This is a genomic window from Chromobacterium rhizoryzae (assembly GCF_020544465.1).
Taxonomy (GTDB): domain Bacteria; phylum Pseudomonadota; class Gammaproteobacteria; order Burkholderiales; family Chromobacteriaceae; genus Chromobacterium.
Genome location: NZ_CP066126.1, coordinates 2,955,187 through 2,979,603, shown reverse-complemented (window position 1 = coordinate 2,979,603; position 24,417 = coordinate 2,955,187). Strand labels below are relative to the sequence as shown.

Here is a 24,417-nt window from a genome sequence, read left to right as displayed (position 1 = left end):
CTTAATAATGGATGCGTTGAGACGGATGGCGGTCTTCGCCATGGTGGTGGACAAGGGTTCGATGAACGGCGCGGCGCGCGAACTGGGCATGACGCCGTCGGCGGTCAGCCAGCACATCAGCAAGCTGGAGCAGCAGCACGGCGTCAGCCTGCTGCACCGGACCACGCGTAAGCTGACGCTGACCGAGGCCGGCAGCCTGTTCTATCAGGGCTGCGCCGATATGCTGGCCGCGGCGCAGCTGGCCGAGCAGCGTTTGCTGGAGCTGCGCGACGCGCCGGTGGGCGAGCTGCGCATCGCCGCGCCCACCGGTTTTGCCGGCGCGCTGTTGAGCGAGGCGCTGACGCCGCTGCTGAGCGCGCACTCGGGCCTGAAGCTGCGTTTGTTCTTCCACGATGAAATGATAGATCTGGTGGACAACCGCATCGATCTGGCTTTGCGCGCCGGCGTGCTCAAGGACTCCAGCCTGGTGGCGCGCCACCTCGCGGATTGGCCCAATGTGCTGTGCGCGTCGCCGGCTTATCTCGCGCGTCAGCCGGCGATCACGCGGCCGGAGCAATTGTCCGCGCTGCAGTGGGTGGCTTTGTCGGATCGCAAGCTGGGTTGGCTGGCCTTCGAGCATGCGGACGGCAGCCGCTTCACCGCCGAGCCGGACGCGCGCCTGGTCAGCAACAATATCGTCGCCGCGCGCCAGTTCGTGCTGGCCGGCATGGGGGTGGCGGTGCAGCCGGAGCCGGAGATACGTCAGGAACTGGCTGACGGCCGCTTATTGCGAGTATTGCCGGAGTGGAGCTTGCCGCCGCTGGCGATTTACGCGGTGACGCCGCGCCGCGACATTCAGCCGGCCAAAGTGCGTTACGCGATCGAGGCCTTGCGCGCCAGCCTGAGCAAATGAAAAACGCCGCCGGCAGGGCCGGCGGCGTGATTGGAGCGGCAGTCGTTCAGGATCAGAAGGCGATCTTGAAGCCTACGCCGAAGGCTTGCGGGTCGTTGCCGGCGGTCAACGAAGCGTTGCTGGCGCCCAGATTGCTATCGTATACCGGGTTGTTGGCGAAGTTGGCCTTGGCCTTGGCGTTGTTGCTGATCTTGGTGTAGTAAGCCAGCACTTGAGTGGTTTTGGACAGGTTGTAAGTGCCGCCCAGAGTCCATTGCTTGGCCTTGAAGTCGTCGCCGTTAACGCCGGCGGAAGTGTTCTTCAGCGTGCCCAGCTGGCCGTAGGACAGCTTGACCGAAGCCGCGCCGAAGTCCTGACCCAGCGCGATCAGCCAGTCGTCTTGCTTAACTTGGCCGCCGCCTACCTGGTCGTAGGTGCCCCATTCGTAGTTGCCGCCGACGAAGGTGCCGGTGTCGAACTTATAGCTGGCGGCCAGGCCGTAGAAGGTGACGTTCTTGCCGGAGTTCAGCGACAGTACCGCCGGGCTGGAGTTGTTGTACGAGTTGCTGTTGGCGATAACGGCCGTATCGTACTGGCGATCCCAGGCGGCGGCCAGGTTCAGGCCTTGCCAGGTGTAGCCCAGGCCCAGGGAGATGCGTTTGGAGTCGTTGCCGGATACGCGGCTCTCGTCCACGCCCCAGGACGCGCCCAGCTTGAAGCCGGCCCAGCTCGGGGAGAAGTAGTGTACGGAGTTGGCCATACGCGCTTCGCCGCGGCTGTTGACCGAGCTGCTGCCGAAGTTGTCGGCGGTGGTGTTGACCATCAGGTCGGTGCCCAGCGCGCTGTTGCTGCTGCCGGTGAACATCTTGTAGGCGGAGTCGTGTTGGCCCAGCAGCACGCGGCCGAAATCGCCGTTGTCGAGGCCGATGAAGGTGTTGCGGGTGGCGAAGGTCGCGCTCTGACCTTTGTCGTTGGTGCCGCCTTGTTCGAAGTTGCGCAGGCTGTTTTCCACCTGCCAGATCGCCTTGGTGCCGCCGCCGATGTCTTCAAAGCCCTTGAAGCCGATGCGGGAGTTGTGGTCGACGATGCGGGTGCGGCTGCTGTATTCGCTGCCGCCGGAACCGGTGGCTTTGCTCGATTCGATGCCGCCGCTGAGGAAACCGTAGATGGTTACGTCAGCGTGGGCGACAACGGGCAAGGCGAACATTGCGGCAAGCAGGGCTGCCAGATTTTTCTTTTGCATCTTGAATGCTCCAAGTCAGTTTTTGCTTTACTAAAGTCAGGTGCCGAAGCTGGCGGACCTGCAATATCTATAATAGATAAGTGCGGTATCGCCACAACACATGTCTTAGTTTAGCTACAAAATATGACGTGGGTGTTGCAATGTTGTTGCATCAAGACAATTCGGACAGGGGTAGTGTTGCAATTACGCCAAGAATTGATTGGGGTAGACCTCGTCCAGCAGGGTGCGGCAATCGACGATGCGCAGATCGTTGTCCTTGGCGAAGTCCATCAGAAAGCAAAACACCTGCGGGCTGATTTTCTCCAGTTTCTTGTCCACCGCCACGCAGCGCACGCCGTCCAGCATCATCGGGCGGACATGGGCGTGGTAGTGCAGTTTCTGATCGTCGAAGGAGGCTAGGATGCCGGCCAGGCGTTCGGCCCAGTCGCTGGGGCGGAAGGTGCGCCCCTCGGAAGTGATGCCCTGGATGACTATTTCGTATGGATTGCAGATCATGGCGGTGGACCGGAGTGTTTGCTTTTGGTTTAGCCTGTTTTTTATCGTCTGCTAAGCGATTTGCGCTTGGCGTTTTATGTTCAGGCGTTTTGTTTGTTGCTGAATATTTAGCATTTTACCCGAAAATCAGATGCGCTTGAATGGCGGCAGCGAGGCTAGCAGCCGCTTGCCGTAGCTTTGTTTTTGCAAGCGGTTGTCCAGAATGGTGACGCGGCCGTAGTCGCGTTCGGTGCGGATCAGCCGGCCCACGGCCTGCACCAGCTTGATCGAAGCTTCCGGCACCGTGATCTCGATGAAGGGATTGCCGCCGCGTTTCTCTATCCAGCGCGACAGAGTTTTGCCCACTGGATCGTCCGGCATTGCGAACGGCAGTTTGGCAATAATCACGTGCACGCAGCTTTCGCCGGGCAGGTCCAGGCCTTCGGAGAAGGAATCCAGGCCGAAGATCACGCTGGGTTCGCTCTGTTTCAGCCGCTGATGGTGCTGTTCTATCAGCAGGCTCTTGGGGATTTCGCCCTGAATCAGCAGCCGCTCGCGCAGCGCGGCCGGCAGGCCGGCGGCGACCTCCTGCATTTGTTTGCGGGAGGAGAACAGCACCAGGGTGCCGACCGGTTCTTTCACATCGATCAGCTTGGGCAGCCATTCCACGATTTCGCGGGTATGGCCGCCGGCGTCCTTGGGGCTGGCCAGCATCGGCGGCAGATACAGCTCGCCCTGCTCGTCGAAATTGAAAGGGGAGTCCAGCGCCACGCAGCTGACTTCCGGCATCCATTTCAGGCCGGTCTGCGACAGCAGCAGGTCGAATTCGCCCAGCGAGCGCAGCGTGGCCGAGGTCAGGATGGCGCCGGCGGCGCGGCGCCACAGCGTGGCGGCCAGGCTGGCGGCGGCGCTGACCGGCGAGGCGGAGAACAGGTAATCACCCTTGCCTTCGGCGCGGCGGGTGATCCATTTGGCGATGGGCGGGCTGGCGGGCTCGGTTTCTTTTTCAAACAACTCCCACACCGCCAGCAGTTGTTCGGCGCGCGCGGTCAGAAAGCCCAGGTCGGAGGCGGTCTTGTCGACTTGCGCCGCTTCGCCGCCCTTGTCCTTGCGCGCCTCGCCCAGCGCGTCGGTCAGCAGGCTCAGCTGTTTGAACAGCGAGCGGGCCGAGGTGGCCATATTGGCGGTGGGGCCCTGGAAGCGTTCCGGCAGCACGCCGTCCTCTATCAGCCAGGTGGGCTCCAGATTGTCGCTGGAGGCGGCCAGCGCGTCTTCGCCCTCCAGCAGCCACAGCCACTCGGTCAGCGTTTCGGAGCAGGCGCTGGCGGCTTCTATCGCCTGGCTGACGATGTCCACCTTGTCGGTCAGCGCCTCCACGCGGATGGCGGCGGCGGCCACTTTGTCCAGCCAGGACATGGCCTGAGCCAGCGAATGTTCGGCGGAAAACTGGTTAACCGCCTTTTTGGCCAGGTGGTGCGCCTCGTCGATACAGTAGTAACTTTCTTCCGGCGCCGGCAGGATGACGCCGCCGCCCATGGACACGTCGGCCAGCATCAGGTCGTGGTTGGCCACCACCACGTCCACGTTTTCCAGCACGTCGCGCGCCAGATAGAACGGGCATTCCGGCCGGTTGGGACAGGCGGCTTTCAAACAGCCGTGGCGGTCGTTGGTGACGCGCGACCACAGGCCGTCCTCTATCACGCTTTCCCAGGCGTCGCGGTCGCCGTTCCAGCGGCGGTAATAGAAGGCGTCGGCCAGCTGGCGCAGGGTTTCGATTTCGCCGGCTTCCGGCTTGCGGTCCCATAGCGCCAGCATCGGGTCCAGGTCCAGCAACTGGCCTTGGGCGTTCTCGGCGGTCAGCGCGTAAATGCGCTGCGGACACAGATAGCGGCCGCGGCCCTTGGCCAGGGCGAAGGTCAGCGGCAGGCCGCTGTTTTCGACGACGAAGGGCAGGTCGCGGTTGACCAGTTGCTCTTGCAGGGCGACGGTGGCGCTGGTGACCACCAGTTTCTTGGCGCGGGATTTGGCCATCACGCCGCCGGCCAGCAGATAGGCCAGGCTTTTGCCGACCCCGGTGGGGCCTTCGATCACGGCGATGCTTTCGCCGGCGCGCTCCGGCCAGTCGTCGCCTTCCTTGTCCTTGCTGCGCGACAGCGCGTTGGCGATCTCCGCCAGCATGCGGCGTTGCGCGGCGCGCGGGCGGAAGCCCGGCAAGTTGTCGGCTATGGTCCGGTAATGGTCGCGAATCGCGTCTTTTTCAGCAGGGGTCAGCATGGCGGCGATTGTACCGCAAGGGGGCGGCCTTGTCTGGCCGCGCCAAGCCGGGCGTCGAATATGGGGAAATCCTGATGTGCGACTGCAAAATGACGGCGATGCGCGGATGTGGATAGGATAGGCAAATATAAAAACAAGCGAAATTGCGCGAGCGACTTAGGCAGACAAATCCATCAATAACAGCGCAAAGCAATATCAACAGGAGAAACCCGATCATGACACCCGTTAGCCGAGTGCTGGTGGTCAGCGACGACGCCAAATGGCAGGCCGATGTGCTGGCCGGACTGGGCGCCGCCGCGGTCCGGCTGGAAAACCCCTACGGCCTGACTTTCGTCGGCGTCGCGCGCAGTCAGGACGCGCTGGATCAGATCGCCCGAGACGGCGACGTCCAGGTGGTGCTGGTGGACAAGCAGTTGCAGGAGAAGGGCGTCAGTCAGGCGGCGGCGCAGCTGGCCAACCGCATCAGCGCCTTCCGTCCGGAAATTTCGCTGTATGTCTTATTGTTCGACGACGACGAGCGCGCGCTGGTGGAAGACCTGGCCAGCCACGCGGTGGACGGCTATTTCTACCGCGACGAGCTGGATTTCCACGGCTGGTTTCGCATTCTGTCGGCGGAGCTGGCGGAAAAGTCCGCGACGCCGTTCTACGACAAGCTCAAGCAATACGTGCGCATGGCCAAGGACTCCTGGCACACGCCGGGCCATTCCGGCGGCGATTCCTTGAAAGGCAGCCCCTGGGTCGGCGATTTTCACGACTTCGTCGGCGAGAGCATGCTGCGCGCCGACCTGTCGGTGTCGGTGCCGATGCTGGATTCTCTGCTGCACCCCACCGGGGTGATAGAGGAGGCGCAGATGCTGGCGGCCAAGGCCTTCGGCGCCAAGCGCACCTACTTCGCCACCAACGGCACCTCCACCTCCAACAAAGTGATTTTCCAGACCTTGCTGGCGCCCGGCGACAAGCTGCTGCTGGACCGCAATTGTCACAAATCGGTGCATCACGGCGTGATCCTGTCCGGCGCGCTGCCGGTGTATCTGGATTCCTCGATCAACAAGCAGTTCGGCATTTTCGGACCGGTGCCCAAGGAAACCATCTTCGCCGCGATCGACGCCAACCCCGACGCGCGGGTGCTGATCCTGACCTCCTGCACCTACGACGGGCTGCGCTACGATCTGAAGCCCATCATCGAGGCCGCGCACGAGCAGGGCATCAAGGTCATCGTCGACGAGGCCTGGTACGGCTTCGCCCGTTTCCACCCGGCGTTCCGGCCGACGGCGCTGGAGTCCGGCGCCGACTACGTGACCCAGAGCACGCACAAGGTGCTGTCGGCGTTCTCCCAGGCCAGCATGATTCACGTCAACGACCCCGGCTTCGACGCGCATCTGTTCCGCGAGAACTTCAATATGCACGCGTCGACCAGCCCGCAGTACAACCTGATCGCCAGCCTGGACGTGGCGCGCAAACAGGCGGTGATGGAGGGCTACCGGCTGTTGGACCGCACGCTGAAACTGGCGCAGGAGTTGCGCGACAAGATCAACTCCACCGGCGCTTTCCGGGTGCTGGAACTGTCGGACCTATTGCCGGAGGAGGTGAGGGAGGACGGCATCCAGCTGGACCCGACCAAGCTGACCGTGGACATCACCCAGTCCGGCTTCACCGCGGACGAATTGCAGCAGGCGCTGTTCGAGCGCTACAACATCCAGGTGGAGAAATCCACGTTCAGCACCATCACCCTGCTGCTGACTCTGGGCACCACCCGCAGCAAGGTGTCGCGGCTTTATGACGCCATGCTGCGTTTGACCAAGGAAAAGCGTCCGCCGCGACCGCTGGGAAGGATGCCGGAGATTCCGCGTTTCTCCAGTCTGGCCAGCTTGCCGCGCGACGCTTTTTACGAGGCCGGCGAGCGCTTGCCGCTGCTAGACGACGACGGCCGCCCCAACGCGGCCCTGGTCGGACGGGTCTGCTGCGACCAGATCGTGCCGTATCCGCCCGGCATTCCGGTGCTGGTGCCCGGCCAGGTGATAGACGACACCATTCTCGCGTATTTGGCGCGGCTGCAAAAAACCCAGAAATCCATAGAAATGCACGGTTTGGCCGAGGATGGCGGCGAGTTTTTGCTGCGAGTGCTCAAAGAAGGGGAGCTGGCGCAACTGCCTGGACGCGCCTTGTTCAAATGAATGCTTGTCAGACAGGCTGATTTCCGATAAATATAAGTCTTGTCGCAATTATGTAAATCATGCGCTTTGCGTAGGCATGCTTGCGACGCCTGTGAATGACTTGAGACCAGCGTGTAGTAATGTGCCATCGCGCATGAAGGACACTGAAACGGTGTCGAACGCGCGGTGGCTTTTTTTTTGAAATGGAGCACCATGACGTCCCCTAGGCATTACTTGCAATTCAGCGACCTGACCCACGAGGAATACCGCCATCTCTTCGAGCGCAGCAAGGTCCTGAAACGACGACGTAGCGACGGCCAGCTGTACCAGCCGCTCGTCGGCAAGGTGATGTCCATGGTGTTCGAGAAGAACTCCACCCGCACCCGCGTTTCTTTCGAAGCGGGCATGGCGCAACTGGGCGGCCACGCGATGTTCCTGGACTCGCAAAGCTCGCAGATGGGCCGCGGCGAGCCCATCGAGGACACCGCCCGCGTGCTGTCCCGGATGAGCGACATCATCATGATCCGCACCTACGAGCAGGCGCTGGTGCAGCGGCTGGCCGCGCATTCCAAGGTGCCGGTGATCAACGGCCTGACCAACGAATACCACCCGTGCCAGATTCTGGCGGACATCTTCACCTATATCGAGCAGCGCGGCTCGATCAAGGGCAAAACCGTGGCCTGGATAGGCGACGGCAACAATGTCTGCCGCACCTGGCTGCAGGCGGCTCGCATCCTGGGCTTCAAGCTCAAGGTGGCGACGCCGGTGGGCTTCGAGCTCAAGGCCTTGGACGGCCAGCATTACGGCCCCGAGCACTTCGAACCCAGCCACAGCGCCAGCCATGCGGCGACCGGCGCGGACCTGGTGACTACCGATGTGTTCACCAGCATGGGTTTCGAGGCGGAGAAGGAAGCGCGGCTGGAAGCCTTCCGCGACTACCAGGTGACGCCGGAGCTGATGAAGCTGGCCAAGCCGGACGCCTTGTTCATGCACTGTTTGCCGGCGCACCGGGGTGAGGAAGTGGCTGCCGCGGTGATAGACGGGCCGCAGAGCGTGGTCTGGGACGAGGCGGAAAACCGCATGCACGTGCAGAAGGCGCTGATCGAGTTCCTGCTGCTGGGCCAGCGCTACGACTGAACTGACGACGCGGGCGAGCCCGCCGTTTACGCGATTCGGCAAGGCCGCGCCAGGCGCGGGCCGGATCCGGCAATCAATGGATTTGAAAGAATACAAAATGTCTGACATCAAGAAAGTGGTACTGGCTTACTCCGGCGGTCTGGATACTTCGGTAATTCTCAAGTGGCTGCAGGATACCTATCAATGCGAGGTGGTGACCTTCACCGCCGACATCGGCCAGGGCGAAGAAGTGGAACCGGCGCGCAAGAAGGCGGTGTCGCTGGGCATCAAGCCGGAAAACATCTTCATTGACGATCTGCGCGAGGAGTTTGTCCGCGACTTCGTGTTTCCGATGTTCCGCGCCAACGCCGTTTACGAAGGCGAGTACCTGCTGGGCACCTCGATCGCGCGGCCGCTGATCGCCAAGCGCCAGATCGAGATCGCCAATCAGGTGGGCGCCGACGCGGTGTCTCACGGCGCCACCGGCAAGGGCAACGACCAGGTGCGCTTTGAGCTGGGCTATTACGCGCTGAAGCCGGACGTCAAGGTGATCGCGCCGTGGCGGGAATGGGACCTGCTGTCGCGGGAAAAACTGCTGAACTACGCGGAAACCCACGGCATCGACATCAGCAAGAAGAAGAACGGCGGCAGCCCGTATTCGATGGACGCCAACCTGCTGCACATCTCCTATGAAGGCACGGTGCTGGAAGACCCGGCGGCGGAGCCGGAAGAGGATATGTGGCTGTGGACGGTGAGCCCGGAGAACGCGCCGGATCAGGCCGAATACATCGAGCTGAGCTATGAGAAGGGCGACATCACCGCGATCAACGGCGTGGCGATGAGCCCGGCCCAGGTGCTGACCGAGCTGAACCGCCTGGGCGGCAAGCACGGCATCGGCCGGCTGGACATCGTGGAAAACCGCTATGTGGGCATGAAGTCCCGCGGCTGCTACGAAACCCCGGGCGGCTCCATCATGTTGAAGGCGCACCGCGCGATCGAATCCATCACCCTGGACCGCGAAGTGGCCCACCTGAAGGACGAACTGATGCCCAAGTACGCCAAGCTGGTCTACACCGGCTACTGGTGGAGCCCGGAGCGTCTGATGCTGCAAGGCATGATCGACGCCTCCCAGGCCACGGTCAACGGCTGGGTGCGGCTGAAACTGTACAAGGGCAATGTGATCGTGGTGGGCCGCGAATCCAAGACCGACTCGCTGTTCGACCCCGCCATCGCCACCTTCGACGAAGACGGCGGCGCCTACAATCACGCCGACGCGGCCGGTTTCATCCGCCTGAACGCGTTGCGGATGCGGATTGCCGGCAACGCCAAACAGAAACGCGGCTAAAGCGCCGCGTTGGACCCCAAAAGCCCCCGCAGGGGGCTTTTTTTAATGACGCAAAATATGGAAACCAATCATCGATCCAATGCCTGGATCCCCTGGGCCTTCGTGCTGCTGTGGAGCACCGGCTTCATCGGCGCCAAACTAGGCCTGCCTTTCATCGGCCCGTTCACCTTTTTGGCGATACGGATGGGTCTGACCCTGCTGTGCTTCGGCGCGCTGATCGCCTGCTTCCGGCCCGCTTGGCCGGGCCTGGCGGCGGCCAAGCACCAATGGGCTTGCGGCGCGATGCTGCACGGCCTTTATCTGGGCGCCAGCTTCGCCGGCATCAAGCTGGCGGTGCCGGCCGGCATCACCGCGCTGATCGTCGGCCTGCAGCCGATACTGACTGCGATACTGAGCTGGCTGATGGGCGAGCAGCGGCTGAGCCGCATGCAATGGCTGGGTCTGGCGATAGGTTTTGGCGGCGCGCTGCTGGTGGTGCTGGGCGGCAAGGGCTTGCAGTTAGGCGCCAATCCCGGCCTGTGGCTGACCGCGCTGGCCTTGTGCGCGATCACTGCCGGCACCTTGTACCAGAAACGCTTCGGCCAGGGCGTGCATCCGTTGACCGGCGCCTTCCATCAATACCTGGCGGCCTTTCTGATTACCGGCGCGCTGGCCCTGGGGCTGGAGCGCGGCGAGGCCATCCACTGGAACGCGCAACTGGCGCTGGCCCTGGGCTGGAGCGTGCTGGCGCTGTCGGTGCTGGCCATCCTGCTGCTGATGCGCATGCTGAAGGACGGCGATGTCAGCAAGGTGGCCAGCTATTTCTATCTGACGCCGGGCCTGGCCGCGGTGCAGGCCTGGTGGCTGTTCGACGAACAGCTGAGCCTGTTGGCGGTGGGCGGCATGCTGTTGGCCGCGCTGGGCGTCGCCCTGGTGCTGCAGAGGTTGCGCTGGCGCCGATAGCCGCGCGCGGGCATTGAGCCGGAGGGCGATGGCGAGTATCTTATTACGGCCAGGCGGGGCGCATCGCTAAGACCCCGCCGGTCCGTGATCTGCTGTGGACGCAAAGGACAACAAGTGTCGGAAGAACAATTCACCAATATTTCCATGATCGTGTGCCTGGGCGGCCTGATCATTTTCATGGGCTTCATCATCTGGGACCTGGGCAAGAAGGCTCAGGCCGGCAAGATGGGCATGTTCATCCTGTTCCTGGTGCTGGGCTTCGGCGTGTCCGGCTTCCTGTTCAAGAACGTGCTGGTGGAGTTCCTGATCCAGAAGTAAGAACCTGTTTACGATCTGCTGCGCTTCGTGAATCTTGGCACGGTGAGTACCGCTTCGAAATGCTCATATACCCTCTGTACATTCCGCTTTCTCAGCGGTTTTCGCCTTGTCTCGCTCTGGCTCGCGAGATCGTAAACACGTTCTAAGACCCGCGATACCGCGAACAGCCGGCAAGCTTGCTTGCCGGCTTTTTTATTGTGTCGCCGGGAAGCTGCGCGATTTTGCGCGCGGCGCTTGGTTGGGAGGCGGTTCTTAGTCGGTATAGCGCAGGGCGATGGCGCGGAAGGTTTCCGTCATGCTCAGGAAGGCGGCGACGATGTCCGGGTCGAAATGCTTGCCGCTGCCTTCGCGGATGATGGCGACCGCCTGCTCATGGGGGAAGGGGGGCTTGTAGACGCGGCGGGATATCAGGGCGTCGTAGACGTCCGCCACCGCCATCAGCCGGGCGGACACCGGAATGTCGTCGCCGGTCAGGCCCTGGGGGTAGCCGCTGCCGTCCCATTTCTCCTGATGACTGTAGGCGATCTCCTTGGCGTGGCGCAGAAAGCTGCTGGGAGAGTCCAGCAGCCGCTCCGCCGCGGCGATGGTGTCGCGTCCCAGCGTGGTGTGGGTTTTCATGATTTCGAACTCTTCCGGCGTCAGCTTGCCCGGTTTGAGCAGGATGTCGTCCGGAATGCCCACCTTGCCGATATCGTGCAAGGGCGCGGATTTGAACAACTCCTGGATGGTCTCCTCTTCCAGCACGGCCTGGAAGCGCGGGTGATTGCGCAATTGGGTGCACAGGGCGAGCACGTAGTTCTGCGTCCGGCGCAGATGGTTGCCGGTTTCATGGTCGCGAGTTTCCGCCAGCGAGGCCAGCGCCAGGATGGTGACGTCCTGAACCACTTGCACTTCGTGGATGCGGCGTTCCACTTCGGTTTGCAGGAAGGCGGCCTTGTCTTCCAGAAAGTCGGCGGCGGCCTTGAGCCTCAGATGGGTTTTGACCCGGGCCAGCACGATGGGCGGCGAGATGGGCTTGATGATGTAATCCACCGCGCCGGCGTCGAAGCCGGCCTGTTCGTTCTCGTTCTCGCCCATCGCGGTCAGAAAGATCACCGGGATGCGCGCGGTGCGCGGGTTGGCCTTGACCTGGCGGCAAGTCTCGAAGCCGCCGATGCCGGGCATCATCACATCCAAGAGCAGCAAATCCGGCAGCGCGTCGCCTTCCAGCAGCTCCAGCGCGCGCTCGCCGCTGTTGGCGATTTGGGTCCGATAATGGTCTTTCAGCAAGCCATACAGCAAGGTGAGGTTTTCCGGGGTGTCGTCCACGATCAGAACGGTCTGACGCGGGGCCGCCGGGGCGGAGTCCGTCATCTTATGTCCTCCGGCAAGGGGATGCGCTGGGCGGCCGCGGCGTGGCGCAACAGTGTCAGCGCGTTGACGAAGTCAAAGTGGTTCAGCGCTTTTTCGAAGTCGGCGAATTCATCGGGGCCGAACAGGGCGCGCAGCGCCGGCGTCTGTTGCAGGAACAGTTCCAGCGCGTCGCCGTCGCTGGCGGCCAGCAGGGCGGCCAGTTGTTGCAGCAGCGCCGGGCCGGCCGGCGCGTCCGCCGTCGGCGTGCCGGCGTCGGATAAGCGGTCTTCCGCTTCCAGACCGGCGCGCAGCGCCGTCATCACCTGTTCCAGCGCCTGTTCCAGCGGCGCCAGATGAATGGCGCCGCGCGCGCGCAAATCCCGCTCCAGCACGGTGGCCGCCTCCTGCAACTGCACGCAGCCCACATTGCCGCTGACGCCTTTGAGCGTGTGCACGGTGCGTTCGGCCTGGACGTAGTCGCCGATTTCCAGCGCCGCGGACAGCCGCGCGGCGGCGTCCGCTTCCTCGGCGATGAATTGGCGCAGCAGGTGCAGATACAGCTCGCGCTTGCCGGCCACGCGTTTCAAGCCGGCCTGTTGATCCAGGCCGGGGATGTCCGGCAGCGCCAGCGCGGACGAGGAGGCGCGGTGGATCTCCGCGCCCGGCGGTATCGGCTTCACCCAGCGCAGCAGGGTCTGGAACATCGTATGCGGGTCTATCGGCTTGGCGATGTAGTCGTCCATGCCGGCGCTCATGCAGTCCTCCCGCTCCTCCGACAGCGCGTCGGCCGTCATCGCCAGCACCGGCAAGGAGGCGAACTGGGGATCGGCCTTGATCTGCCGGGTGGCCGAGATGCCGTCCAGCACCGGCATCTGCACATCCATCAATACCGCGTCGAAGCCTTGCGGCCCCATCGCGGCCAGACGCGCCAGCGCTTCGCCGCCGTGATTGGCCAAGGTCACCAGCGCGCCCGCGTCGCCCAGCAGTTCCACGGCGATCTGCTGATTCACCAGATTGTCTTCCACCAAGAGCAGGCGCACGCCGTCCAGCCGCGGCAATTCCTCGGTCAGCGCCACCAGGCCGTGGTCCCGCTGCGGTCCGAACATCGCCAGCACCACGTCGTAGAGCGAGGACAGGCTGACGGGCTTGATCAGGACCGCGTCGCAGCCGCTCAGCTCGCCCTGGGCGCGCACGTCGTCGCGGCCGAAGGCGGTGGCCAGCACCACCTTGATGCTGCGGCTGATGCTGCGAATCTGTGAGATGGTTTCCACCCCGTTCATGCCCGGCATCATCCAGTCCACGAAGACCGCGTCGAAAGGCCGGTCCAGATTGGCCTGGGCGATCGCCGCCACCGCCTCCGGCCCGGAGGCGCAGGCGTGGGCGTAGAAGCCCAGCGAGCGCAGCTGGTCGGACAGGATGTCCCGCGCCGAGGCGTTGTCGTCCACCACCAGCACGCGCAGGCCCTTGATCTCTCCGGGCAGGCCCTGGCGGCGGGTGTCCACGGCGGAGGACACGCCCAGCCAGGCGTTGAACATGAACAGGCTGCCCCAGCCGGGGGCGGATTCCACCCGGATGGAGCCGCCCATCAGCTCCACCAGCCGCTTGGCGATGGTCAGGCCCAGGCCGGTGCCGCCAAAACGGCGGGTGGTGGAGCCGTCGGCCTGGCTGAACGGCTGGAACAGCCGCGCCGCCTGTTCCTCGCTCATGCCGATGCCGGTGTCGTGCACGCAGAAACGCAGCTGGACCTTGTCGCCCACTTGTTCCAGCCGGCTGATGATGATGGCCACTTGGCCCTTTTCCGTGAACTTGATCGCGTTATTGCTCAAATTGATCAGCACCTGGCTGAGCCGCAGGGCGTCGCCCACCAGCCCCTTGGGCACGTCCGAGCCCACTTCGAACAGCAATTCCAGCGATTTGTCCGTCGCCTTTTGCGCCACCAGCGAGGACACCGCCTCCAGCACATCGTCCAGCCAGAACGGTTCGGCCTCCATTTCCAGCTTGCCGGCCTCCACCTTGGAGAAATCCAGAATGTCGTTGATGATGCCCAGCAGGGAGGTGCCGGCGTTGTGGATTTTGTTGACGTAGTCGCGCTGTTGCCCGCTCAGCTTGGTTTTAAGCGCCAGATAGGACATGCCGATGATGGCGTTCATCGGCGTGCGGATTTCATGGCTCATATTGGCCAGGAACATCGATTTGGCCTGGGTGGCGTCTTCCGCCTGCTGCTTGGCCACGCGCAATTGCCCGGCGGTGTCCGCCAGCCGCGCGTAAAGCAGGCCGTTTTCCAGCAGCAGGATGATCAGCACGAAGCTGGCGGACAAGAGGCCGTAGCCGCGGCCGGCGTAAAAGCCCAGGTCGAAGCGGCTGGCGTTGAGCATGGCGGACAGGGCGATGTCGCACAGCCAGGCCGTCATCACCACCGCCAGCCAGACATCCAGCAAGGTGCGCGTCCAGCGCCGCAGCAAGAGCAGCAGCGCCAGCGCGCTGAAGCCCCAAACCGCGGACACCACGCCGAACATGATGGGGGTGTAGCGGCTGCCTTGCATGATGGGGGGAAACCAGGGGTGGCCCAGCGTGGCCAGTGCCGTCAGCGCCGCCATCAGCGCCAGCGAGCCGGCGACGCAGCCCAGCACCGCCGGCAGCGCGCTGGCGAAGCGCTTGGGGCCGTCGTTGCGCTGGGCGAGCAGCGCGTAGGCCAGCACCATCAGCGGAAAGCCGCCGTGCCAGAACATATACATCCAGGCCGTGGTCTGCGGCCCGGCGCCCAGCAGGCCGCCCGGCGCGAACACGCCGGGGAAGGTCAGTGAATGCGCCATCGCCATCAGCGCGGTGAACAAATAGCCCGTCGCCAAGGCCAGCAGGGCGCGAGCGCGCAAGATCGCGTACTGGCCGAACAACAGCGCCGCGGTGACCAGATCGCAGACCGCCATCGCCGCCTGATAGGCGGGAATGAAGGCGGGCACCTTGGGCAGGGGCAGCTTGGCGAAGGGCAGCGCGCAGACGAAGACCAGCATGGATACCACGATGGCGGCCAGGGCCAGCCGGCGCTGCGCGCGGCTGGGCGGCAGCGTGGACAGAAACTCGAAGGCGTCGTTGCCGGAGGCGGGAGTTTGCTGCATGCGCCAAAGCTCCATTGATCAACGGATTTGGTGTTTATGAATTAATCATATTTTGCTGTTTTATAGCATATGCACTCGTAAGCAGGGAGTGGAATGTCCATTGGGTATCCACGCTTGCCGGAGACGCCGCGGGGACCGGCGGGCATGGGCGCGCGCCGCCGGATCGGCGCTGTCGCGGAGCGCGGACTTTGAGCGGCGGGCTCAGGGCGCCAGCGGCGCCACGCCGGCGTAGACCTTGCGCAGCGCGGCGCGGACGTCGTCCAGCCGCTGCTCGCCCTTGGGCGTTTTGGCGGTTTGCATGCAGAGCCGTTTGGGCGCGCCGTCCACGGTCAGCGCGTCGCAATCGGCGCGGCCGGCCGCCGCCATCGCGTCGCTGTCGCCGTAAAGCAGCCGGCCGTCCACCAGCACCGCGGCCACGTCGCGCAGCCTGGCGTCCAGCAGCGCCTGGCCGGGGGCGGCGGCGCGGCTGGACAGGATGACGACGTCGGCTTTCAGGCCGGCGCGCAGTTCGCCGATGTAGTCGTCCAGGGCCAGCGCCCGCGCCGGGTGGCGGGTGATCATGGCCACCCAGTCCCGTTCCCGGATCGCGCTTTGGAATTGCCGGCGGTTGACGCTTTCCGCCACGCGCAGTTCGTCGAACAGATTGTCGCTGCCGGTGGGGTTCCAATCCACGCCCAGCGAGACCGGCACGCCGTGGCGCAAGGCGAGGTCGACGCGGGTGGTGCGGCCGTACAGGGCCAGATTGCTTTGCGGGGACCAGATCAGCTTGCTGCCCGCCGCGCCCATCTGGCGGAACTCCTCGTCGCCGAAGGCGGTGCCGTGGATGACGGCGGTGCCGGGGGCGAGCAGGCCCTTGGCCTTGAGCGTGGAGAATTCCGCCAGCGCGTCGGCGTCCACGCCTTCGGCGACGTGGATCAGGAAGGCGTCGGTCGCGTTCCAGTCGATCTTGGGCGCGCCGCCGACGTCCAGGATGAAGGTGCGGACGTGGGCGGAGGAGACTGGCAGGCCGGACTGGGGGTTCTCCGCATTGCGGATCAGCCCTTGCAGGCAGCGGCCGGCGGGCGAGCCCTGTATGGTGGTGACGCCGCTGATCAGCGCCTTGGCCTCGCCGTATTTCACCATTTCGCAGATCAGGCCGCTTTTCTTCAATTGATCGTAGGGACGTTTGAAGGTTTTGTAGGCGGCGGCGCGCTGCCATTGCCCGCGGTTCTGGTAGAGCTTGGGCGGCGTCCACTTGGGCAGCGCGTTGTAGGCCACGTGGTTGTGGGCGTCGATGAAGCCGGGAAAGACGTAGCCCTCGCTCACGTCCAGCACGGTGGCGCCGGGGGGCTCGGCGCAGTCCGCGCCGGCGCAGACGATGCGGTCGCCGGCCAGCACCAGCCGGCCGTCGCTCTCTTGTTCCGCCAGCACCAGGCGGCCGCGTATCACCAAGTGTTCGTCGTCGCCCGGCGTCACCGTCACCCCGGCGTGGGCCGGCAACAGCGCGGCGGTGCACAGCAGCCATCCCAGGCTTTTCATTTGCTTCTCCCGCCGGTTCAGCCCTGGTCCGCCTGCGCCGTCCACAGAATGGAGGCGTTGGCGGCCGGGGTTTTCAGTTTGGCCTGGCCCTTGATCACCCGCGTGGCCATATCGCCCTGGCCCAGCCAGGCCGGCATGCCGAAGGGCAGGTCCGCGGCGGGAATCCGCGCTAGATCCTGCTCGCGAAAGCCCGTCAGCTCATAGGGGGTGGGGTCCGGCGCAAGGCCGGGGTCCGGGTTCAGCAAAGGCGCCAGCGCGGCCAGGGTCTGGTTCCAGGATTTGAGCAGCGCGCCGGGCGAGCGCGCGGTGGGATGCTGCGGCTGGAACAGCCGCTGCGCGGCCTTGAAGGACGCCGCGCCGGGCCAGTCGTCCAGCACCTTGGCCGCCGCCTTGCCAAAGCCGATCACCGCTTGCAGGCCGGGTTGCTTGAGCTGGTCCAGCAATTGATTGCGCCAGGCGCGCACGGCGGCCTGGTCCATGAAGCCGGCCATCTCGGCGTCGAACTGGCCGTAAATGCTGTACAGGCTGGCGTTGACGATCACGTAGGAACGGTCCAGGCCCAGCTTGCGCAAAAAGCCCTGCACCCGCTGGCCGGCGGTGCCGACCATGGCGCGGCGCGTCAGGTTTTCATCGGCGGACGGGTCCTGTCCCACGATCAGCACCTTGGCGCTGCCGTCCAGGCGGCCGCGGTAGTAGACGGGGCCCCATTCCAGGCGGAATTTGGCCGGGAGAGCCTGATAGCTTGCCAGCGGAGCGTGCTCGAACAGCGAGGAGAAAGGCGGGGGCGGCCCGGGGTCCCAGAGCATGTGCTTTCCTTTGAACCTGTTGGCGGAGCCCGTTGACTGCGGGCCGGCTCGGAGGGCCGCGCGGCGGGGTGTTTGAGGTATATGCGATCAAGCGCGCGAATGAAATACGTAAAACCCGCTAGCGGGACATCCTGGCGTCATCTTGCCGCGGCAAGATCGGCGTTTTGACTGTCTTGATCAGCACCGGAGAACGCCATGGATCGCCGCCGTTTTTTGAAAACCTCGCTTGCCGGAGGTGGCCTGTTGCTGGCCGGGCCGGCGCTGGCCGCGCCGGCCGTCGTCACCTCGGACCGTCTGCGCCCGCTGATGAATTCCGGCATCCAGATCGGCGACGCGAGCGCGGACCGCGCCATCGTCTGGGCGCGCTCCGACCGGACCGCGCGCCTGGTGGTGGAGTGGGACCGCAGCGAGCGCTTCGCCAGCCCGCGCCAGGTGCGGGGCCCCTGGGCGACCGAGGCCGGCGACTTCACCGCGCGCGTGGATCTGAGCGGCCTGCCGGCCGGCGAGCGGCTGTATGTGAGAGCGCGTTTTGAAGACGCGGTCCATCCGCGGGCCTGGTCCGAGCCGGTGACAGGGAGCTTTCGCACTGTGGCGGAAACGGCGCGCGATCTGCGCTTCGTCTGGTCCGGCGACACCGCCGGCCAGGGCTACGGCATCAATCCGGACTGGGGCGGCATGCGCATCTACGAAACCATGCGCCGGCAGCGGCCGGATTTCTTCGTGCATTGCGGCGACACCATTTACGCAGACGGCCCGATGGCGGCCGAGACGGCGGTGGAGGGCGGCAAGATCTGGCGCAATCTGCTGACGCCGGAAGTGAGCAAGGTGGCGGAGACGCTGGACGAATACCGCGGCCGCTACCGCTACAACCTGATGGACGCCAATGTGAGGCGCTTTGCCGCCGAGGTGCCGCAGATCTGGCAATGGGACGACCACGAGGTGGTCAACAACTGGTCCGACGGCAAGGACTTGTCCGCCGACCCGCGTTACCGCGAGAAAAACATAGGCGTGTTGCAGGCGCGCGCCACCCGCGCCTTTCTGGAGTACGCGCCGCTGCGGCTTCACGGCAACGGCGAGGACGAGCGGGTGTATCGCCATCTGCCGCAAGGGCCGTTGCTGGATGTCTTCGTGCTGGACATGCGCAGCTATCGCGACGCCAACGGCGCCAATCTACAGCGGGAGGGCGAGCCGGGCGCGAACTTCATGGGCCGGGCGCAGCTGCAATGGTTGTTGGAAGGCTTGCAGGCTTCCAAGGGCGTCTGGAAGGCGGTGATGGCGGACATGCCGCTGGGCTTGCAGGTGGCCGACGGCAAGAACGCGGACGGCAGCGCGCGCTGGGAGGCGATGGCCAACGGCGACCACGGCCGGCCGCTGGGGCGCGAACTGGAGCTGGCCTTGCTGCTGGGCGAGATCAAGCGACGCGATATCCGCAACGTGGTGTGGTTCACCGCCGACGTGCATTACACCGCCGCCCATCATTACCATCCGGAACGCGCCGCTTTCGCGGACTTCAATCCGTTCTGGGAGTTCGTCTCCGGTCCGTTGAACGCCGGCACCTTCGGTCCCAATCCGCTGGACATGACTTTCGGCCCCAAGGTGGTGTACCAGAAGGCGCCGGAGACGCAGAACCTGTCGCCGCTGGCCGGCATGCAGTTCTTCGGCCAGGTGGACATAGACGCCCGCAGCCGCGCGATGACGGTGAGGCTGAAGGACGTGGCCGGCCAGACCTTGTTCACTCAGGAGCTGGCGCCGGCCTAGTTGCGACGCCCATCGCGCGCTTGACGCTATTTCCTGGGGTTCAATAGAATACATACGTATGTATTCAATGAACCGGGAGGCATCGTGAGCAAACCCAGATCCATCGATCGCAATCAGGTGTTGGACGCGGCGGAAGAGATCATAGAACGCAAGGGGGCGGCCGCCCTCACCATAGACGCCGTGGCCAAGGCCGTGGGCATCAGCAAGGGCGGGGTCCAGTCCTGTTTCGGCGCCAAGCGCAATCTGGTCAACGCCATGTTGGAGCGCTGGGGCAAGCACTACGACGCGTGTTTCGAGAAAACCGCGGGTGTCGCCGCCGAACAGCTGTCCAGCGTCGAGCAAGTCAAAACCCATGTCCGCATCACCGCGACGGAAGAGGCCTTGATCGCCCGCGCCGCCTGCCATCTGAGCGCCATGCTGGAGTCCAAGGATCAGAAAGACTGGGTGCGGGCCTGGCATGCCGAGCGCTTGGGCAAGCTGGACGTGGCCACCGAGGAGGGCCGCCGCGCGCGCGTGGCCTATCTGGCGGTGGAAGGGGCGTTCATGCTGCGCTACTTCGGCCTGGCCGAGATGAGCGAGCAGGAGTGGCGGGACGCGTTCCAAGATATCGAGCGATTGGCGGAGCGCTGAAGACGTTCTTGGCGCGCTCATTATCAAGTGGGCCGCCGCAGGGTTTTTCCGTTCTTGCCCGAGGGTGCGTAAACAGGCTCCGGGCGTGTGCCGCGACGGCTGAACGGGCTTTGATGATTGAGTCGGGGAAGGGGCGTTTAAAGATGCTTAGCTGGGTGTTGTTGCTGTTTGCCAGCGGTTTGGAAGTACTGTGGGCCGCGGGTTTGAAGCGCTCGGAAAGCGTATTGGAATGGTTGGCGACCATTGTCTGCATCATCGGCAGTTTCTCCTTGCTGGTGCTGGCGACCAAGAGAATGGGCGCGTCGACCGCCTATGTGTTTTTTGTGATCTTCGGAACCGTAGGCGCTTATCTGTTGGATGTGGCCTTGTTCGGCAAGCCGTTCAGTCCGGTGGCGATGCTGGCGATTGCGGTGATCCTGTTTTCGGTGGTGCAACTCAAGCAAGTGAAAGACTGAAATGGACTGGCTTTATCTGTTGGCGGCGGGCGTGCTGGAAATTCTGGTGGTGGTGGGGATCCGGGACATCGCGCTGAAGCGGTATGTCAGGGGCTGCGCGCTGTATGCGACGGGCTTGAGCAGCTCCTTGTTCCTTCTCTATCTGGCGATGAAAACCATAGACATGTCGATTGCTTACGCCGCTTATACCGGGATTGGCGTGGTGGGCACGGTGGTGACCGGCATCCTGTTCTGGGGCGATAAAAAGAGCAATAAAAAGCTTGCCTATCTGTCGCTGCTGGTCGCGTCCATCGTTGTGCTCAAGACCGCCGGCTAGCGACGACGGCCGTGCGGGATCATGGTTGAGCGGCGGGCGCGAGTCCGCCGTCCAGCCGCGCCAGGATGCGGTAGGCGGCGCTCACTCGCTCGGCCAGCGGATAGGACTTGTTGGCCAAGAGCACGATGCCCAGTCGTTTTTCCGGGATATAGGCGGCGTAAGCCGAAAAGCCGTTGGTGGACCCGGTCTTGTTGATGAAGGCCCGCGTTTGCGGCGGCAGCGGCGGATCCAGGCGCTGCGCCGGCATGCCCTGATAGATATAGGCGGGGGCATTGCCGCTCAGCAGCCGCGGCAGGTCCACCGGATACGGGTATTGTTCCCAGATCAGGCCTTGGGTCAGCACCCCGGCGCGGTAGTAGCCGATATGGGTGTCCTCGAGCGCGGCCCGCAGCTTGGGCGCCATGGGCAGCAGGCCCATATTGGCGTTGAGGAAGCGCGCCAGGTCGGCGGCGCTGGTCCTGACGCCGTAGGCCTCGTCCGCCAGCAGGGCCGGAGTCAGCCGCGCGGGCCTGTCGTTCTTGTCGTAGCCCTGGGCGTAGTCGCGCATTCTCTGGGCGGGGACGTTGACGAAGCTGCTGTCCATGCCCAGCTTGGCGAAGATCCTGCCTTCCACCGCCGCCGCGTAGGGCATGCGCATGCTGGCGGCGGCGATCTGGCCCAGGACGCCGATGCCGATATTGGAATAGACCCGCTGCCCGCCCGCCGGCTGCCTGGGGCGCCAGCGCCGCATGAATCGCCGCAATGTGCCGGCGTTGTCGACGTCGTCCGGCACGAACAAGGGCAGGCCTGAGGTCTGAGTGCCCAGGTTCAGCAGCGTGACCCGTTCCAGGCCGCCGCCGGCCAGCGCCGGCAGGTGCTGGGTCACGGGGTCGGCCAGCGAGAGCCGGCCTTCGGCCTGGGCATAGCTGGCCAGCGCGGCGGTGAAGGTTTTGCTGAGCGAGCCGATCTCGAACAGCGTGGCGCGCGTTACCGGCCTATGGTCGGCCTTGGAGGCGACGCCGTAGTTGTAAACCTGAACACCGCTGTCGACGGCGAGGCCCACCGCCATGCCGGGGATGCCGTGCTTGCGCATCAGCGCCGGGATTTCCGCGTCGACGGCGGCTTGGGGCGAAGGCGCGGCGGCCAGGGCGTGGGCGGATAGCGCGGCGCAGGCCAGCAGCAGGACGCGGCGATTCATTGCGGGCATGACGATGCCTCCTTGTCGATGAGGATGTGGGAAAAGAAGGAGCGGCGCGAGTCATGGCGTCTGCGCGTCGCCAGGGCCGTTTGGCGTCTGTTCAAGGCCCCGCGAGCGAGGCGAGGCCTTGCGTCCGATCAAGCCGCATGCGCCTGGGCGATAGGGGGATTTCGAAACGGTGTCTGCCGCATCGGGCCCCGCGACGCGCAGCGAATCGCAAGCGGCTTTCTTAGGAGCGGTTCAGCGCCAGCAGCAACTGGTTCACGCCGTCGCTCATCGCCTGGTAGCGGGTCTGCTTGCCGCGGGTCAGCGCCACCCATACCGCGGTCCCCCGCTGGGGATCGATGGCGACGTAGCTGAAAAAGCCGCCGCCGCCGGCGGTTTTTTGCAGGAAGGGCCGGGTGTCCGGCTGTTCGTGCATCGCCACCCAGCCCAGGCCCAGCGCGTCGGCCTTGCCGGGAACGTCCATGCCGGCGAGGCTGCGCAATTCGGCGCGCTGATAGCGCATCTGGAAGGTTTGCTGGTACAGGCGCTTGCGCTGCTCGTTTTGCGGCCGCACCAGGTCCTGCAGCCAGCGTTGCATGTCGGCGGCGGTGGAATAGACGCCGCCGCTGCCTATGGCCGCGCTGGTGTTGACGCAGGGACTGGCCTCCACGCCGCGCAGCAGGCGCGCGCATTGGGCGGGGCTGGGGCTGAAGGTGGTGTCGCGCATGGCCAGCGGCCCGGTGACGGTGTCGCGCAGCAGCGCCGGATAGGGCTTGCCGGCGGCGACGGCCAGCGCGTCGGCCAGGTAGTCGTAAGCCAGATTAGAGTATTGCGCGCTCTGACCCGGCGCGAAGCGGGCCTTGGTCTTGGCCAGCCAGCGCCAGCGCTGCTGCTGATTGGGCCAGACGAAAACCGGCGTGTCGCGCGGCTTGACGCCCGGCAGTTCGCGCGGGAAGCCGCTGGTGTGGGTGGCCAGGTGGAGCAGGGTGATGGGCTGGCCGGCCAGGGCCTTGGACTGCGCGCTTCCCGCCGGCGCGAACTTCCGCAGCGGATCGTCCAGCTTGAGCCGTTGGTCCAGGACCATGGCCGCCAGCACTTCGCTGGTCATCAGCTTGCTGAGGCTGGCGATGCGCAGCAGCGAATTGGCGTCCGGCGTCTGGCGGCTGCCCGGGCGGGTTTCTCCGTAAAAGCGTTGCAGGCCGCCTTGTTTGTCGACGACCACCATCACCATGCCCACCGCCTGGCTATCCTTGAAAATCCGCTCGGCGTGCTGGTTCAGTTGGGCGATGGGCATGGCGGCCTGGCTCAAGGCCGGCAGGGCGGCCAGGGCCAGGCTGATGAATCCCTTTGTTCTCATTGATCTTGCTTTCCCTTGGATGAGGTGGCGCGCCGGCGGCGCCGTCAGATGGCGTGCATTTTAGGGGGGAGGCGGTGGACGGCATAGCGCGCAATATGTAACGACTGTAACCAGAGCCGCCGACCCAGTCCGAAAGTACAGGCACGCCCGGTTTTCAAGATGCTATTACTGGCTAGTCGAAGTCCCTATCGCCGCCATTATCGGCCCCGCCTCGTCCGCGCCAAGGCGCCCGCCCCTGATTGACGACTTAGTGGCTGTTTGTTCGCCCGCGCCGCCGCGCGGGGGAGGAGAGATCCATGCGCAATCACGCAATCATCATCTCAAGCCAGGGGTAGAACCGCTGGCAAAACCCGCTTGAACGCGCCAGCCCGCGCGCCGCGCCGGCGTCATGCCGTTTGCGCGGGTTTTGTCAGCTGCTGTTGCCGTAGGGAGGTTGCCGGCCTTGGGCCCGCGCCTGGGCAGCTGACTCACTTTGGAGGAAAGCGTCATGCCATCAGTCAATCAGTTCGCCTATGTGCCCAACACCAGCACGTATAAGTTCGCCTATGGCGGCTCCATTCCCAATATGTCGATCGCCAATATGCCCAGCGACACCAATTGGGCGCGCTGGACCATGCTCAACGACGGCGAGTATTACCGGATGTATTTCTTCAAGGGCAGCAGCGCGGACACCTTGTACCAGGCCGCGTTCAATCCGGCCACGTCCAAGTACGAGTTCGGCTTCCACTCCATCCCGGAGTTGAAGATCACCGGCGCGCCGCCGGACGCGGACGCCAGCAGCGTGTCCATGCTCTACGACAGCAGCACCAGCACCTATCGCTTGTATTTGCGGCGCCTGGGCGCGCCCACGGTGCTGTACCAGTTCGGTTTCAACCGCTCCACCAACCACTATGAGTACGGCTACAACTCCATTCCCACTCTGAACGTCACCGGCGCGCCGGGAGACACCGACTTCCACCGCTGGTCGATGTTGTTCGACGGCAGCACGTACCGCTTGTACGCCTTCAAGGTGGGCAGCGTGGACACCTTCTACCAGTTCGGCTACAACCCGCAGACCCAGGCCTACCAGTACGGTCACGATTCCATTCCCATCCTGACCCTGGTGGGCACGCCGGCCAACAGCAATCTGACCAGCATGTCGATGTTGTTCGGCCAGGGCGATTACCGCTTCTACTTCCAGACCTTGTAAGCGCGCGGCGGGCAAGGGCGGCGGACGGCCGGGACGGCGGTC

The 24,417-nt window shown here is 64.5% G+C and carries 19 protein-coding genes and 1 pseudogene; 11 read left to right on the top strand and 9 right to left on the bottom strand.

Features of this window, described 5'->3' with window-relative positions; translation table 11 throughout:
* The first annotated feature begins 7 nt into the window (after positions 1-7).
* Entirely contained in the window at positions 8-892 is an 885-nt protein-coding gene (locus tag JC616_RS13385; protein ID WP_048412147.1) for a LysR family transcriptional regulator, read from the top strand.
* Between the two features lie 52 nt (positions 893-944).
* On the opposite strand, the gene JC616_RS13380 is transcribed toward JC616_RS13385, so the two are convergent.
* The 3 genes and pseudogenes from JC616_RS13380 to dinG form a co-directional block, all read right to left on the bottom strand.
* Positions 945-2,114 carry a porin gene (locus JC616_RS13380; RefSeq protein ID WP_107799426.1) on the bottom strand — a complete coding sequence of 390 codons (1,170 nt, stop codon included), beginning with the start codon at positions 2,112-2,114 and terminating at the stop codon, positions 945-947.
* A 210-nt stretch (positions 2,115-2,324) separates the two neighbouring features.
* Positions 2,325-2,609, bottom strand: a pseudogene (locus tag JC616_RS13375) (DUF3579 domain-containing protein); the annotation flags it as partial.
* 126 nt (positions 2,610-2,735) lie between these two features.
* A complete protein-coding gene (gene dinG, locus JC616_RS13370; RefSeq protein ID WP_227103553.1) occupies positions 2,736-4,862 on the bottom strand; it encodes an ATP-dependent DNA helicase DinG in 2,127 nt (708 codons plus the stop codon).
* 215 nt (positions 4,863-5,077) lie between these two features.
* Between dinG and JC616_RS13365 the strand changes: the two genes are divergently transcribed.
* The 5 genes from JC616_RS13365 to JC616_RS13345 all read left to right on the top strand — a co-directional run bounded on the left by JC616_RS13365 (position 5,078) and on the right by JC616_RS13345 (position 10,736).
* The gene (locus JC616_RS13365; RefSeq protein ID WP_227103552.1) at positions 5,078-7,036 is read left to right on the top strand and encodes an aminotransferase class I/II-fold pyridoxal phosphate-dependent enzyme; all 1,959 of its coding nucleotides are present in this window, start codon (positions 5,078-5,080) and stop codon (positions 7,034-7,036) included.
* A gap of 192 nt (positions 7,037-7,228) precedes the next feature.
* A complete protein-coding gene (gene argF, locus JC616_RS13360; RefSeq protein ID WP_107799423.1) occupies positions 7,229-8,152 on the top strand; it encodes an ornithine carbamoyltransferase in 924 nt (307 codons plus the stop codon).
* A 97-nt stretch (positions 8,153-8,249) separates the two neighbouring features.
* Positions 8,250-9,476, top strand: coding sequence for an argininosuccinate synthase (locus JC616_RS13355; RefSeq protein WP_107801798.1), 1,227 nt, complete (start codon positions 8,250-8,252; stop codon positions 9,474-9,476).
* A 57-nt stretch (positions 9,477-9,533) separates the two neighbouring features.
* The gene (locus tag JC616_RS13350) at positions 9,534-10,418 is read left to right on the top strand and encodes a DMT family transporter (RefSeq protein ID WP_227103550.1); all 885 of its coding nucleotides are present in this window, start codon (positions 9,534-9,536) and stop codon (positions 10,416-10,418) included.
* 114 nt (positions 10,419-10,532) lie between these two features.
* Entirely contained in the window at positions 10,533-10,736 is a 204-nt protein-coding gene (locus tag JC616_RS13345; RefSeq protein ID WP_019099892.1) for a DUF2788 domain-containing protein, read from the top strand.
* A 252-nt stretch (positions 10,737-10,988) separates the two neighbouring features.
* Here the strand turns inward: JC616_RS13345 and JC616_RS13340 are convergent, their stop codons facing one another.
* The 4 genes from JC616_RS13340 to JC616_RS13325 all read right to left on the bottom strand — a co-directional run bounded on the left by JC616_RS13340 (position 10,989) and on the right by JC616_RS13325 (position 17,508).
* Positions 10,989-12,089 (bottom strand): response regulator, encoded by a 1,101-nt coding sequence (locus JC616_RS13340; protein WP_107799581.1) that lies wholly within the window; start codon positions 12,087-12,089, stop codon positions 10,989-10,991.
* Complete coding sequence (locus JC616_RS13335) at positions 12,086-15,184, bottom strand: response regulator (RefSeq protein ID WP_227103548.1); 3,099 nt, start codon at positions 15,182-15,184, stop codon at positions 12,086-12,088. Before JC616_RS13335 ends, JC616_RS13340 begins: the two co-directional genes overlap by 4 nt.
* Positions 15,185-15,385: 201 nt before the next feature.
* Entirely contained in the window at positions 15,386-16,702 is a 1,317-nt protein-coding gene (locus JC616_RS13330; protein WP_227103546.1) for an amidohydrolase family protein, read from the bottom strand.
* 17 nt (positions 16,703-16,719) lie between these two features.
* Positions 16,720-17,508 (bottom strand): uracil-DNA glycosylase family protein, encoded by a 789-nt coding sequence (locus JC616_RS13325; RefSeq protein WP_107799578.1) that lies wholly within the window; start codon positions 17,506-17,508, stop codon positions 16,720-16,722.
* Between the two features lie 195 nt (positions 17,509-17,703).
* Here JC616_RS13325 and JC616_RS13320 point away from each other — a divergent pair, with 195 nt between their 5' ends.
* The 4 genes from JC616_RS13320 (at position 17,704) to JC616_RS13305 (ending at position 20,667) form a co-directional block, all read left to right on the top strand.
* The gene (locus tag JC616_RS13320; protein ID WP_227103544.1) at positions 17,704-19,266 is read left to right on the top strand and encodes an alkaline phosphatase D family protein; all 1,563 of its coding nucleotides are present in this window, start codon (positions 17,704-17,706) and stop codon (positions 19,264-19,266) included.
* Between the two features lie 84 nt (positions 19,267-19,350).
* A complete protein-coding gene (locus JC616_RS13315) occupies positions 19,351-19,896 on the top strand; it encodes a TetR/AcrR family transcriptional regulator (protein ID WP_227103543.1) in 546 nt (181 codons plus the stop codon).
* A gap of 143 nt (positions 19,897-20,039) precedes the next feature.
* Entirely contained in the window at positions 20,040-20,351 is a 312-nt protein-coding gene (locus JC616_RS13310) for a DMT family transporter (RefSeq protein ID WP_107799575.1), read from the top strand.
* A gap of 1 nt (position 20,352) precedes the next feature.
* Positions 20,353-20,667, top strand: a complete 315-nt coding sequence (locus tag JC616_RS13305) for a DMT family transporter (protein ID WP_227103540.1) — start codon at positions 20,353-20,355, stop codon at positions 20,665-20,667.
* 19 nt (positions 20,668-20,686) lie between these two features.
* Here the strand turns inward: JC616_RS13305 and ampC are convergent, their stop codons facing one another.
* Positions 20,687-21,853, bottom strand: a complete 1,167-nt coding sequence (ampC, locus tag JC616_RS13300; protein ID WP_199225878.1) for a class C beta-lactamase — start codon at positions 21,851-21,853, stop codon at positions 20,687-20,689.
* Positions 21,854-22,073: 220 nt separating this feature from the next.
* Positions 22,074-23,186, bottom strand: coding sequence for a D-alanyl-D-alanine-carboxypeptidase/endopeptidase AmpH (ampH, locus tag JC616_RS13295; protein WP_227103538.1), 1,113 nt, complete (start codon positions 23,184-23,186; stop codon positions 22,074-22,076).
* 487 nt (positions 23,187-23,673) lie between these two features.
* Here ampH and JC616_RS13290 point away from each other — a divergent pair, with 487 nt between their 5' ends.
* A complete protein-coding gene (locus tag JC616_RS13290) occupies positions 23,674-24,375 on the top strand; it encodes a hypothetical protein (RefSeq protein WP_107799571.1) in 702 nt (233 codons plus the stop codon).
* Positions 24,376-24,417 lie beyond the last annotated feature (42 nt).